The sequence below is a fragment of the Halomonas sp. IOP_14 genome, from assembly GCF_021021315.1.
In the GTDB taxonomy this organism is placed as follows: domain Bacteria; phylum Pseudomonadota; class Gammaproteobacteria; order Pseudomonadales; family Halomonadaceae; genus Vreelandella; species Vreelandella titanicae.
This window is the reverse complement of the sequence record NZ_JAINWD010000010.1, coordinates 156,787-170,446: the sequence shown is the minus strand read 5'-3', so window position 1 is coordinate 170,446 and position 13,660 is coordinate 156,787. Positions and strand designations below refer to the sequence as shown.

General features: G+C 54.8%; 12 protein-coding genes. 2 read left to right on the top strand and 10 right to left on the bottom strand.

The features are described from left to right. Window positions 1–120: 120 nt before the first annotated feature. From K7H09_RS10495 to K7H09_RS10465, 7 genes are all read right to left on the bottom strand, one after another. Window positions 121–1,137, bottom strand: coding sequence for a c-type cytochrome (locus tag K7H09_RS10495; RefSeq protein WP_230804601.1), 1,017 nt, complete (start codon window positions 1,135–1,137; stop codon window positions 121–123). Next, window positions 1,134–1,799 carry a c-type cytochrome gene (locus K7H09_RS10490; protein ID WP_022519755.1) on the bottom strand — a complete coding sequence of 222 codons (666 nt, stop codon included), beginning with the start codon at window positions 1,797–1,799 and terminating at the stop codon, window positions 1,134–1,136. Before K7H09_RS10490 ends, K7H09_RS10495 begins: the two co-directional genes overlap by 4 nt. Before the next feature lie 27 nt (window positions 1,800–1,826). Next, window positions 1,827–3,146 (bottom strand): ATP-binding protein, encoded by a 1,320-nt coding sequence (locus tag K7H09_RS10485; RefSeq protein ID WP_230804600.1) that lies wholly within the window; start codon window positions 3,144–3,146, stop codon window positions 1,827–1,829. Next, window positions 3,143–3,844 (bottom strand): response regulator, encoded by a 702-nt coding sequence (locus K7H09_RS10480; RefSeq protein WP_039860596.1) that lies wholly within the window; start codon window positions 3,842–3,844, stop codon window positions 3,143–3,145. Before K7H09_RS10480 ends, K7H09_RS10485 begins: the two co-directional genes overlap by 4 nt. A gap of 127 nt (window positions 3,845–3,971) precedes the next feature. Further along, window positions 3,972–4,376, bottom strand: coding sequence for a DUF6691 family protein (locus K7H09_RS10475; protein ID WP_039860595.1), 405 nt, complete (start codon window positions 4,374–4,376; stop codon window positions 3,972–3,974). A 23-nt stretch (window positions 4,377–4,399) separates the two neighbouring features. Beyond that, window positions 4,400–4,867 carry a YeeE/YedE family protein gene (locus K7H09_RS10470; RefSeq protein ID WP_230804599.1) on the bottom strand — a complete coding sequence of 156 codons (468 nt, stop codon included), beginning with the start codon at window positions 4,865–4,867 and terminating at the stop codon, window positions 4,400–4,402. A gap of 29 nt (window positions 4,868–4,896) precedes the next feature. Further along, a complete protein-coding gene (locus K7H09_RS10465) occupies window positions 4,897–5,763 on the bottom strand; it encodes an MBL fold metallo-hydrolase (RefSeq protein ID WP_041157906.1) in 867 nt (288 codons plus the stop codon). Window positions 5,764–5,962: 199 nt separating this feature from the next. Here K7H09_RS10465 and htc2 point away from each other — a divergent pair, with 199 nt between their 5' ends. Together htc2 and K7H09_RS10455 are read left to right on the top strand one after the other, a co-directional pair. Further along, window positions 5,963–7,579 carry a methyl-accepting chemotaxis protein Htc2 gene (gene htc2, locus K7H09_RS10460; RefSeq protein ID WP_022519604.1) on the top strand — a complete coding sequence of 539 codons (1,617 nt, stop codon included), beginning with the start codon at window positions 5,963–5,965 and terminating at the stop codon, window positions 7,577–7,579. Between the two features lie 275 nt (window positions 7,580–7,854). Further along, the gene (locus tag K7H09_RS10455) at window positions 7,855–9,471 is read left to right on the top strand and encodes a methyl-accepting chemotaxis protein (RefSeq protein ID WP_009288459.1); all 1,617 of its coding nucleotides are present in this window, start codon (window positions 7,855–7,857) and stop codon (window positions 9,469–9,471) included. Between the two features lie 281 nt (window positions 9,472–9,752). On the opposite strand, the gene K7H09_RS10450 is transcribed toward K7H09_RS10455, so the two are convergent. The 3 genes from K7H09_RS10450 to K7H09_RS10440 all read right to left on the bottom strand — a co-directional run bounded on the left by K7H09_RS10450 (window position 9,753) and on the right by K7H09_RS10440 (window position 13,613). Continuing rightward, on the bottom strand, window positions 9,753–10,973 hold the full coding sequence (locus K7H09_RS10450; protein ID WP_009288458.1) for a hypothetical protein: 1,221 nt from the start codon (window positions 10,971–10,973) through the stop codon (window positions 9,753–9,755). A gap of 60 nt (window positions 10,974–11,033) precedes the next feature. Next, window positions 11,034–11,951, bottom strand: coding sequence for an HAD-IIB family hydrolase (locus tag K7H09_RS10445; protein WP_230804598.1), 918 nt, complete (start codon window positions 11,949–11,951; stop codon window positions 11,034–11,036). Window positions 11,952–12,602: 651 nt separating this feature from the next. Continuing rightward, window positions 12,603–13,613 carry an OmpA family protein gene (locus tag K7H09_RS10440; RefSeq protein ID WP_022519975.1) on the bottom strand — a complete coding sequence of 337 codons (1,011 nt, stop codon included), beginning with the start codon at window positions 13,611–13,613 and terminating at the stop codon, window positions 12,603–12,605. Window positions 13,614–13,660: the final 47 nt, after the last annotated feature.

Below are 13,660 nucleotides of genomic sequence, written 5' to 3'. Positions count from 1 at the left end.
GGGTTAATCTGCCACCGCCGCCAAAGATTGCTTCGTCGCAAGTTCCTCGCAATGACATAAAGAGGACTCCTCTCAATGACAAAAAATGAAAGTTCCTCATAATCACATTTCGTGACGGTATTACTCCTCGGAAAGGTTTTCAAACCGTGGCATACCGACGTTCCAGGGTTTAATGTCGCTCTTCTCCCCGAAGTTGTCGTGGTCACCGAGCACATGGCCATCGTGTTCACGGGTTTGCCCATACAGTGAGCGGTTATGAAAGGTCGGGCCGAAGCGCTCGGCTGTCTCGGCGACATCGCCCGTGTAGCGGGGGTCCTGGGGGCGCTCTTGGCTGTTTATATAGTAAGCAATATCCCAGGCGTCTTGATCGCTGAGCGACCGCGGCTGACCAAGCGGCATATTTTGGTAAATGAAGCCCGCCATGGTTTCTACTCGCGCGATTCCCGCACCCCAATTATTAGAGCCGTCGCCCCAAGGGGCTGGAAATACGTATTCGCCGTTTTCATAGTGGCCCGATCCATCCTTTTGGTGGCAAATCGAACAGTTTTCCTGGTAAGCCGCTTCGCCCCTAGCGTAGTCGGGCTCTTCAGCTGGCTCATCCGGTGCGGGGAAGCCACGCCCATAGATCGGTTTGTCTGGATACATCGGTGCACCGGTGGCCAGCCATTGATGGTAGGCGCTCAGCGCCAGCATTTCATCGCTGCCATACTCCGGTGGCACGCCATTCATGGAATAAGCAAAGCAACCTGCGATACGTTCTTCCAGGTTATTCACATGCTGATTCTTACCACGAAAATCCGGCAGCGTGATAGCCGCGGCCCACACTGGCGCACTGAACGGCACCCGCCCTTCGCCCAAATGACAGCTAGAGCAGTTCATATCATTGAACACGTTCTCACCACGCAACTGCTGCGTATTGGTGAATAGATCATGCCCATAGCGGATGACTTTCTTCAGCTCCGGATGAAGTTCGGAATTCTCAAGGTCTTCCATGGTGGGGGGCTCGTGTACCAGCATATTCAGCGCAGCGTCTGGACGCTCTTCTGGCTGGGCAAAAACCGTGGCTGTATAAATGGTACCGAACGCCAGCGAGCAGCCGGTCAGGGTTATGACGAGGGAGCGACGACAGATGGTCATTGTGCTGTCTCCTGTTCTTCTGAACCGGGTTGCATGGCATACCAGGCAGACACCGCCTGAATGTCGTTATCGCTCATGCGTTTGGCAATGGCCCCCATGAGATTCTGTGGGTCGTTGATGCGTGTCTCGTTTTTCCACGCCCTCAACTGAGCGCTGATATAGCCAGCATGCTGGCTGGCGACACCTGGGAAGGTGCTGCCAACGCCCGTACCACCGGGCCCGTGGCAGCTTTGGCAGGAAACAATGTAGGCGTTCCAATCGCCGCGTTCGGCAAGCTGTTGACCCCGCGCCAGCAGCGCTTCGTCGGCCTCATCGCCGCCTTGCCCCGGCGTTACCGGCATTTGGCTATAGTATTCGGCAACATCGGCTATTTGCTGATCGTCGAGCATATTGGCAAACGTCATCATGGTCGCATTTTGACGCTGCCCGGCTTTAAAGTCGTGCAACTGCTTAGCGATATAGTCCGCATTCAGCCCCGCTAAGCGCGGCCATGACTCACCATTGGGCACATTCATACCGCTGCCATCGGCCTGATGACAGGCTGTGCAGGTAGCCGCTGCAGCCTGGCCTCGCTCCGCGTCACCCTGCTGCGCCAGCGCGCCTCCAGTGACTAAGCTAATCCCTATCAGCAGGCCAAACCTGCTTAAGTATTTTTTATTCATCTCGGTTTCTCCCTTGCGTTATCGTTGTTAGCTACCCGCCACTGGCACCACCAGACGGGCGGTAAAACCACCTCCAGCAGGGCTGACAAACGTCACTTCGCCACCAAAACGTTCGGCGATAGCAGCCACAATGGCTAACCCCAGTCCACTGCCTTGCTGTTTACTGGCGCGCCAGAATCGTTGAGTTAATTGTTCAAGCGTCGCGCCATCAACACCTGGGCCTTGGTCGCTAACGCTAAAGGTAAGATGGCGCTCCCCTGGCTCCCACTGCGCATCAAAGTTAACGGGGGCATCGGCGGGCCCATGGTTAATAGCGTTATCGAGCAAATTACGCAGCGCGGTGATAGCCAATTCGCGGGGCATCGCAAGGGCGACATCGGGCCAATGGGGCGACACTACAAAGCGGGCTGATTTGTTGTGCTGGCTATCCGCCAGGGCGTGTTCGGCTACATCTGCGACGCGACTAGCCTCACCATCATCAAAGCGCACACGCCCCTCTACGCGAGCCAGCGTGAGCAGTTGGTCAAGGGTTGAGCTCAACCGCACCACTCCCTCTTCAGCATAGTTGAGCGATGTTATTGCGGCCTGACCTTCGACCCGGCGAGTCACTTGCAGGTGGGTTTTGATCGCGGTAAGCGGTGTGCGCAGTTCGTGGGCGGCATCGTTTGTAAAGCGCTGCTCACGGATAATGGTTTGCTGTACACGCTCAAGAAGCGTATTTAAGGTTTCAATCAGCGGACGAATCTCTTTAGGCAGGCCATAGGTAGCGACAGGGGCCAGTGCATCGGGGTGGCGATTGGCCAGCGATTCGCGCAGCCGTGTTAGCGGTGCTAAGCCACGCCAAACCCCCAGCCAAAGCGCAAACATGCTGCCTACCAGCGCTACGATAAAGGGCACCACGGTCATGCGTATAACGCCGCCGAGCAGCATATCGCGCTCATCCATACGATCAGCGGTGGTAATCACGATGCCACCGCGCTCGTAGGTAAATACCCGCCAAGTCACGTCGCCTGCCTGGCGATAAGTGTGGCCGCCCTCTCCCGGGGCGAGAATAGCGTCCATATCGGCATGGGTGCGCGCCATGATTTCGCCTTGGGGCGAGTGCACTTGGCAGGCCAGACCCTCAATGGGTGGAATAGACAGCACTGGATGCTCGGCATCCTCCCATACGTCAAACGGCAGCTGCAGGACTAACCCGGCCACCATTCTTGCCGACTGCGCTAAGCGCTGATCCAGGGTTTCCACAAACTTCTCTTCCAGGTCGCGCATCAGCCACGCCGCCGCCACACCCCAGAGCAGTGCCAGCGTTAATCCCAGAGTCAGCAGCAAGCGCGCACGTAAACTCATAGCTGCCCCTTATAGGGCGTACCGGCCGCATGTACCGCCTCGGGTTTGCCCAACCGATAGCCAAGCCCGCGCACTGTTTCAATCACGCCGCTCCCCAACTTGCGGCGCAGGTGGTGGATATGCACATTCAGCGCATTGCTCTCAACATCGTCGTTCATACCGTAAAGGCTATCTTTAAGCTGGTCGGCTGACAGGACGCTGCGTGGCGATTGCAGGAAGGTTTCAAGCAGCACCAGCTCCCGGCGAGACAGCATAATCAGCTGTTCATCGACGTAGACCTCCCTAGCCGTTGGATCTAAGCAGAGTGCGCCATGGGCAATCAGGCCGCTGCTGCGCCCTGCTACTCGGCGTAACAAGGCGTGCAAACGCGCTACCAACTCATCTAAATCGAAAGGTTTCACCAGATAGTCGTCGGCGCCGCCCTGTAGTCCATCCACTCGGTCACGCACCGCATCCCTTGCGGTTAACACCAGCACGGGAACGTCGTTGCCCTGCTCGCGCCACTCGGCCAGCAATTGAAGACCATCGCCATCGGGCAATCCGCGATCAAGAATGACCACATCACTGGCCACCGTTCGCATCGCCTGACGGGCAGCGCTCCCCGTGGAGACGTGATCGACCACAAAGTCGAAGGTCATTAATCCAGCGCGAATACCCGAAGCAACCAGCGGGTCATCTTCAATCAACAAGACGTGCATAGCGGTTTCCTATTTATTACCCCTCAGCATGGCGGACGGGCATTAACCCAGCGTTAAGACAAATAAAAACGCCCTTGCTGTGATGGCAAGGGCGTGAGCATGGCAATCGCCGAATAAGGACGAATGGCTAGGCGAGACGCTTAGCAGCAAACCACCCCAACACCATGGTCACCAGCATGGCCAATAGCGGTAAGGAAAGACCTCCAATGGAGGCAATCGCTGGCCCTGGGCAGTAGCCGGAAAGCCCCCAGCCGATGCCGAACAGGGCAGCGCCCCCTAATAACTTCGCGTCTAACTCTCGTTTGGTCGGTAACTGAAAGACGCCACCCAACAATGGTGCAGTACGCTTGAATACCAGCCGATAGCCAACAAAGGTGGTGATGACGGCCCCGCCCAATACGAACATTAGCGTTGGATCCCAGGCGCCCACTACGTCTAGAAACCCCACTACTCGCGCGGGGTCGGTCATGCCTGAAACAGCTAAGCCGATACCGAAAAGCAGCCCCGCCGCATAGCCTGCCGCTGTTTTCATCCAATGACTCTTGTTTGACTGACTCATACTCCACCGCCTAGGTCTAGCATGTGGCGCGAGATATAAACGGTCACTAGCGCCGTCAGCAAAAACATACCGGTGGCCGCCATGGAGCGCGGTGCCAAGCGCGCCAGCCCGCATACCCCATGGCCGCTGGTACAGCCACTGCCCAGCCCCGTGCCTACGCCCACTAACAGCCCAGCCACCAGCATTAACCCTACGCCTCCCACCGGCGCGCCAATCACCTCACCAGGGCTTCCGGCAACGTTGCCCAAACCACCACCTAGCGCCATAAGCAGAAGCGGGCCGCTTATCAGCCCTAACAGAAAAGCCACTCGCCAAGCGCTATCGCCCTTGGGGCATTGGGTTATCAAATTGCCCACGATGCCACTGATACCGGCGATACGCCCCAGCGTTGCCATCAACCAGGTAGCGGAAAGCCCGATCAACACACCCCCAACCAGCCCTTGTAAGCCTGCTGTCCAATCCACGGGTCACTCCTTAGTTCGCACTTACACCATTAGAAAAAATTAAGCGGCACTTTGAGATAGACAGTGCCATTCTCTTCCGCAGGAGGCAGTTCCCCCGCACGCATATTGACCTGCACCGAAGGAATAATGAGCCGTGGCATGCCTAAGGTGGCGTCGCGCTCAGTGCGCATCTTCACGAACTCGTCTTCGCTGATACCTTCATGAACATGGACGTTCTCACTGCGCTGTTCCGCAACGCTGGTTTCATGCTGAAAGGTATCGCGACCGGGAGCTTTATAGTCATGGCATAAGAACAGCCGCGTCTGCTCGGGAAGCGCCAATACTTTTTGGATAGAGTGATAAAGAGTGCGCGCATCTCCACCGGGAAAGTCGCACCGCGCGGTGCCATAATCCGGCATAAATAGCGTATCGCCTACAAAGGCGGCATCGCCTATTACGTAGGTTAAACAAGCGGGCGTATGTCCTGGGGTATGCAGCACCTGGCCCTGTAATTGGCCAACGGCGAACGTATCCCCTTCTTCAAACAGCGCATCAAACTGGCTGCCATCCCGAGCAAACTCACTGCCCGCATTGAATGCCTTACCGAATATCTCCTGCACCTTCACTATGTTGGCACCAATGCCGGTTTTACCCCCTAACTGTTCATGTAGGTATGGCGCTGCCGAGAGGTGGTCTGCATGTACATGGGTCTCCAAAATCCAGACTACATCGAGATCGTGTTCGCGAATAAAAGCGATGATGGTGTTAGCAGATCGCACGTCGGTTCGCCCAGCGGCATAATCAAAATCGAGTACCGAATCTATAATTGCGCAGGCACGGCTATCAGGGTCTTGGACGACATAGCTAAAGGTGTTCGTAGGCTCATCAAAAAAGTGCGTAACGATTGGGCGTTGCATCGTTGCCTCCCATAGGGGTGGTGATCTCAATCTCATGCTATAAAGACAGCATAGTGCATTTTAAGTTCTATATTTAGATTATTTTAGAATATAAGGGTGCTATATATCCCAAAAGAGTGTTCAAGACTATTTTTGCTAAGGTCTGCTCCATTTAGGCCGATAATGAAGGAGTTACTCAATTACAAAAATTAGGAAGAACATGACTCACTTAACAACGACACAAAAACTCTGGGGAACGCTGGGTATTATCTGGGTTGCCATGCTGCTATTGGTTGGCTGGCTTGCCTGGGAGAACCGCCAGACGATTGAGAGCGAACGCCGCGATAGCATTCAATACGTAGTGGAAAGCGTGCAAAACCAAATTGAAGCCCTGCAAGAACGGGTAGCCTCCGGTGAACTTAGCCTGGAAGAAGCGCAGCAGCGTGCGATCGATAATATGTCTAGCGTTAGCTTTGGGGCGGGCGAGTATATCTTTTCATTCAACGATGACTTACTGATTATATCGCATCCTAGCCGCACACCCGGCACTGACATGACCAATTATGAAGACGCCAGCGGGATGGCGCTGTACCCCGAGTTGCTGCGTGTCGCGCAAGCAGGTGGTGGTCACGTCAATTACTATTCTACCCGCGCGGGTGGCGACGAGCAGCTGCCGAAAACCAGTTATGTAGCGCACCTTCCCGAATGGGACTGGTCACTGGCGACCGGCGTTTATGTCGATGATATTAATGCCGCCTTTATTGCCGGTTTGATTCGCTCGATCGTGATACTACTGATCATTGGCCTGCCGGTAACGCTGCTGATGGGATGGGTTATTCGTGATGTTTCTCGTCGTTTAGGTGGAGACCCACGCTATGCAGCCAACGTAGTACGTCATATTGCCGACGGCGACCTGACCCAGGTCACACGGCTTTCGCCGAAGGATCAACAGAGCTTACTTTTTAATATCAACCGGATGCGTGAAGCTCTTGCCGAGACGATTGGTGACATCCACCACGGCGCAAGCCAGGTCAACAGTGGCGTAGAGCAGATCGTGGGCGTAAACGAAGAGCTTTCGACCCGCACCGAAGAGCAGGCAGCATCACTAGCTGAAACCGCTTCCAGTATGGAACAGCTCACCGCGACTGTTAAGCAAAATGCTGAACACGCTGACCATGCGCGTAAGCTTGCCACCAGAGCGGCCGATAGCGCTCAGCGCGGCAGCGACTCGATGTCGTCCGTCACGACCACTATGGCGACGATTAACGAAAGCGCCACACAGATGAGCAGCATCGTTAACACCATTGACGGTATCGCTTTCCAAACCAATATTTTGGCACTGAACGCGTCAGTTGAAGCCGCCCGAGCAGGTGATCAAGGGCGCGGCTTTGCGGTTGTCGCCAATGAGGTTCGTCAACTTGCCAGCCGCTCAGCTGCTGCGGCACAGGAGATTAAAACGCTGATCGAAGCGTCGGACAGCAAAGTAGTTGAAGGCAGCCGCCAAGTACGCGACACCGGTGATGTGATTAACAGCATGGTCGATGATATCAAACAGCTCAGTACGCTGGTTCAGGAAATTTCTGCGGCTACCATTGAACAGAGCAGCGGCATTGAGCAGGTCAACCAAGCGGTAACGCAAATGGATCAAATGACCCAGCAAAATGCCAGCTTGGTGCAAGAAAGCACTCACGCGACTCAAGCCCTGGCCCAGCTCAGCGCCCAACTGCGCCAACTGGTTGCCCACTTCCGCATTCACCAGAGCACGGAGCATACACAGGCAAGCTTACCCGCCTCCTCACCCGCCCCGCAGACCGCTCATCAGCATAGCGATTTTTGATGTTTTGTCATTGCGAGCGCAGTGAAGCAATCTCAGGGTTACCTGCCACCGCAGATCGAGATTGCCGCGTCGCTGCGCTCCTCGCAATGACATATGAGTAGGCTCCTCACAATGATCAACTGGGTGTCATTGCGAGCGATGTGAAACACATCTCAGAATATGCTGCCTCGGCAAGCGAAATTGCCGCGGCAGCATTTACTTTAAATTTTGCTAAGGTATTGGTGCCTTAGGCCGATAGGGAACAACGTTGCTTACTTACATCGGCTAGGAAAAAAATGACACGCTTAACGACGACGCAAAAACTCTGGGGAACGCTGGGTATTATCTGGGTTGCCATGCTACTGCTGGTAGGCTGGTTGGCCTGGGAGAATCGCCAGACGATTGAGAGTGAACGCCGAGACAGTATTCAATACGTAGTGGAAAGCGTACAGAGCCAAATTGAAGCGCTACAAGAGCGGGTAGTTGCTGGAGAGCTCAGCCTTGAAGAAGCCCAACAGCGTGCCATCGACAATATGTCTAGCGTCAGTTTTGGCGGTGGAGAATATATCTTCTCCTTCGATGATGACCTAAAGATCGTTTCCCACCCCAAGCGCCCCCGCGGTGAAGACATGAGCGCTTACCAGGATGCCAGCGGCATGGATCTTTACGCTGCTTTTCGAGAAGCAGCTCAAGCTGGCGGTGGGCACGTTGACTACTACTCCCGTCGTATCACTGGTGATGAGCAGGTACCGAAAATCAGTTACGTGGCCTATCTTCCCGAATGGCAGTGGTCGCTGGCCACGGGTGTTTATGTAGATGATATAAACGAAGCTTTTATTACACGTTTAATTTACTCGGTAATGGTACTGCTGATTATAGGCCTTCCTGTAACGCTGCTAATGGGCTGGGTCATTCGTGATGTTGCTCGCAGGCTGGGGGGCGACCCACGCTATGCAGCTAGCGTAGTACGCCATATTGCTGATGGAGATTTGACCCAAACCACTCAGCTTTCGCCGAAGGATCAGCAGAGCTTACTATTTGATATCAACCGGATGCGTGAAACCCTGGCCAATACCATTGGCGATATTCACCACGGCGCAAACCAGGTTAACAGTGGCGTAGAGCAGATTGTGGGTGTTAATGAAGAGCTTTCCACACGCACCGAAGAGCAGGCAGCGTCGTTGGCCGAAACGGCCTCCAGCATGGAGCAGCTTACCGCCACGGTTAAACAAAATGCCGAACATGCGGATCACGCGCGAACACTTGCCACACGCACCGCTGACAGCGCTCAACGCGGCAGTGACTCAATGTCCACGGTGATCTCCACCATGGCGACGATTAACGAAAGCGCCACCCAAATGAGCAGCATCGTTAACACCATTGACGGCATCGCCTTCCAAACCAATATTTTGGCTCTTAACGCCTCGGTGGAAGCCGCCCGAGCCGGCGAGCAGGGGCGCGGTTTTGCCGTTGTCGCCAATGAAGTTCGCCAACTAGCCAGCCGTTCGGCTGCTGCCGCCCAAGAGATCAAAACGCTGATCGAAGCGTCGGATAGCAAAGTGGTGGAAGGCAGCCGTCAAGTGCATGACACCGGCGATGAGATCAATGGCATGGTCGATGACATTAAACAGCTCAGTACACTGGTTCAGGAAATCTCTGCAGCCACCATTGAGCAGAGCAGCGGCATTGAGCAGGTCAATCAGGCGGTAACGCAGATGGATCAAATGACCCAGCAAAATGCCGGCCTGGTGCAAGAGAGTAACCACGCCACCCAAACGCTCGCACAGCTCAGTGCTCAGCTGCGTCAACTGGTTGCCCACTTCCGCATTAACCAGAGCACGGGACATGCACAAGCAAATTTACCCGCCTCGTCATCGGCTCCGCGTGCAGCCCTCCAGCACAGCGATTTTTGATGTCTTGTCATTGCGAGCGCAGTGAAGCAATCTCGGGGTTACCTGCCATCGCAGATCGAGATTGCCGCGTCGCTGCGCTCCTCGCAATGACATATGAGTAGGCTCCTTGCAATGACAAATGGGTGTCATCGCGAGCGAAGCGTGGCGATCGCGGTGTTGTCATTGGGAACGCAGTGAAGCAATCTCGAGGTTACCTGCCATCGCAGATCGAGATTGCCGCGTCGCTGCGCTCCTCGCAATGACATATGAGTAGGCTCCTTGCAATGACATATGAATAGGCGCTAAACCTTACCTTGGTTATCCAGCTCTACCGCTTCGTGCATACGCGTGAGCAGATCTGGCACCGCGGCCTGAACACGGTTCCAGCTGGGGATAAAGGGTCGCTCACGTGGGTTATCCATAAAAAGATTGCCCGCTTCGAGCAGGTTACTGGCAAACAGCTCCACGGCCTGCTCTTCGCTGTGGCGATCAAGGCTTAGGCCGTTCATCGTCGCATCGTGGTCGTAGGCTTCGATCAAATCCAGCGCAAAGCGGTAGTAGGTAGCTTTAAGCGTGCGGAAGTCTTCGCTGCTAAAGGTAACCCCCTGGGTGGCTAGTTTGCGATAGAGCGCTTTTGAAATATCCAGGCTCATGCGGTTTAAGCCGCTATCAGGATCATCTTCGCTAACCGGCTGATGCTTGTGGTCGTAGGCATCGGCAATATCTACCTGGCAGAGCTGGCGCAGGGAGTAGTTGCGTTGTAACTCCGACAAAACGCCAATTTCCAGCCCCCAATCCGCAGGCATACGAATCCCCTCAAGCACTTCGCTGCGCATCGCAAACTCACCTGACAGTGGGTAGCGAAAGCTATCCAGGTAATCAAGGTAGGGCATCGGCCCACAGACAGTTTTAAGCGCCCGCAGCAGCGGTGTGACTAACAGCCGTGAGACGCGCCCATTCAGTTTGCCCTCGGCAATACGGGGGTAATAACCTTTGCAGAAGCTGTAATTGAAATTGGGGTGCGCCACCGGATACATCAAGCGCGCAAGCAGCCCACGCTCATAGGTCAAAATATCGCAGTCGTGAAGCCCTACCACCGTCGAGCGCCCTGACGACAGCATATAGCCTGCGCAATACCATACATTGCGCCCTTTCCCAGGCTCTAAAGCGCCTAAACCGTGCTCTTCCAGCTCCGCATCCAGGGCGCGCAGCCGTGGGCCATCGTTCCATAAGATGCGCGTGTGTTGCGGCAGGCGTGAGAAAAACTCCCGAGCATATAAAAATTGCTCGCGATCGGCTCTATCCAGGCCAATGACAATCTCGTTGAGATAAGGGACTTTAACCAGCTCATCGACGATCGCCGACAGCGCTGGCCCTTCCAGCTCCGAAAACAGCGACGGTAGAATCAGCCCCATTGGACGTCGTCGAGCAAACTGGCACAGCTCTTGTTCAAGCGCCTCCACCGAGCGCCGGGTAAGGTTGTGAAAGTCGGTAATAATTCCGTTTTGATGAAAGTCACTCATTCACTTACCTCCCTGGATTCATAGAACTGGGGTCAAAGTACTGGACTCAAATAACTGTACTCAAAGGAGAGCGGCATCGCCCTTTTCCGCCGTCGCTAAACGGCGGTCATCTCGCCCCCACCAGTAGGCCACTCCCTCAGCCCAGCCAGTTGGCCCTGTGGCATCCGTGCGATAGAGCGAAGCGTTGCGGGGTTCTACGGCTAAGTCGTGACAACCTCGTATCACGACCGCTTGATCCACTGCTTCGAGCATGGTGATATCGTTTGGCCCATCTCCCAAACCCAATGAAAGAGGCATTCGCCCTCTTAATGCCGTGAAGCGTTTAACCAGCCACTCGACGGCATTGCCCTTATCGGCGGAGCGCCCCATTACATGCCAAAAGCGCCCACCTTGAGTAAGCTGTAAGCCATCCCCCTCTAAAGCGGCGCGAAACGTCTCAAGGGCCGCGGCCGAGTCTTCCCACAACAACGGTTCGCTACCTTCCCGCTGCCGAGCATCCCGGGCGCGAACTGCGTCGAGCCCGGTAAGCTCCATCACCTCAGCTACGCTCATCTCTCCCATGCGGGTAAAGCGAATATCCAAGCGTTCACGCCACACCTTTAATCGGGCACGTATAAAGCCAATATCCACACCAGGATGTTTGATAACGACACCATCACGGCCACTGCCTGGACGGTCTAAGCGTGCATGACACCAGCCAGGGGGGAGACCAATAACCGCACCATTTTCAGCAATAAATGGGGTTGCCGTGAGGCCCAGCGCTTCGCGCAGCGGTATCAGTTCGGCACGGGTTTTACTGGTCACCGGAACCACCGGCACCCCCATTTGCTTTAAGCGGGCAAGCCAGGGAGCAGCAGGGCTGAAGTCATAACTGTGATGGTCGAGCAGTGAGCCATCTAAATCGGTCAAGACAAGCCGCGGCTGCAGAGCCGGATCAACCGAAGGGGTTGACGCTGAAAGACGAGCGGGTTCAGGCATAGCACTACCTCTCTTCGGCCTTAACGCTTCGTTAAGACGTCATGTCTAGAACGCCTAAATAGCTATGGCCAGCTATTAACTACTATGACCAGCTATTAATTGCTACGTAAAGCATAGCAATTAATAAGCCAAAACAGAGAAGTGTCTATTCAACAGAGGGTTACGTGGAATTTGACGGGATAAATAAATCAGAGTACTTGCAAGCACCAAAAAGAGGCAGTTAAAACGCACCACAAAAGTGCATGAAGCAGATCGGTGCGCTTTGTACAGCCCCTTTCAGAATAAGCATTAGCGATAACTAAGATGATAAAAAGTAAAAAAAGCTTTACCGCACTTGGCAACGCTTAATAAATAGCTATACTGATATTGTACTCACTGGCAACCCTGTACACCCCCTCACCTGATGCCAGTGGACTGCAGTGAGCCAAGCCCTTTAATGCCCGCCTCCCCCGGCGGGCTTTTTTCTATGTCATTGCCCCTCTTATGTCATCGCGAGCGAAGCGTGGCGATCATGTTGCCGTCATTGCAAACATAGAGAAGCAATCTCGGGGTTAGCTATCACTGACAAATCAGATTGCCGCGTCGCTGCGCTTCTCGCAATGACATTTTCCTTATAGCTGAGCAGCTATTTACTCCTCTATTAACTGCCCCTTACTCCACATGAATCACCACCTCAACCCGCCGATTACGTGCACGCCCTTCCGCGGTGGCGTTGCTCTCTAGCGGTTTTGTTGCTGCCAAGCCGACTGCGCGAAGGCGTTCAGCATCCACGCCCGCCGCTTCCAGCGCTTCCACAATGGCAATGGCACGAGCACTCGACAGCGCCCAGTTAGATGAGAACTCCTCGGTGCTAATGGTCTGGCTGTCCGAATGGCCCTCCACCCACACTTCGCCATCGTAGCGCTGAATAGTCTCGAGCAAACTGCTCACTAGTGACGACCCATCGTTGGTTAGCTCAGCCGTGGCAGAGGGAAACAGCAGTTGATCCTGTACACGCAGGCTAATCCCCTCAGCCACCCGCGATACTTCAACACCCTCCAGGTCGGGCAAATAGGTAGACTCTTCAACGCGTTCCGAAAGCGCCTGATTTAGCGCAGTCGCCCCCGCTACTGACTCATCGCTCACCGCTTGTACATTTGCCGGGGGGTGGTCGGTTAACACCACCATGTAGTCAGCTAAGGGCGATGTAAAATCATCGCTGCCCGCGGGCATCAGTAGTTTTGGTAAAGAAATAACCGGCTCAGCAGGCGGCAATGGTGCTGCCAAAAGCGGTGGAACACCGAAGCTGACTCGTCGAGGAAGATCGGCCAGCTTGGGCAGCCCTGCCACGCCAAGTGCCGCACTAATCGCCATGGGGTTCAATCCTGCACTGCTCCACCGGGCGACACTCTCACGCTCATGGCTTACCTGGGCCAATGCTTCAGGCAGGGGGACTCCCAAAGTAGGCGAGGATGTGCTCGCGTCCTCGCTCACACTATCCTTCTGGTTCAATTGAGGAATAACCGGCCCTGCAGCGGCGATAATGACCACGAACAGAGCCACCAACAAGGTCATGATATCGAGATAACTGATCATCCAACCGCTACCGCTATCACTTTCATGATAGGCCGACATCAGCGAATCATGGCGCGGACCGCCGCGGTGATCTTCAAGCATTGGCATTATCGCTCATTCAAGTTTTTAACCTCGTGGCCGATCTTGCTAGGTAT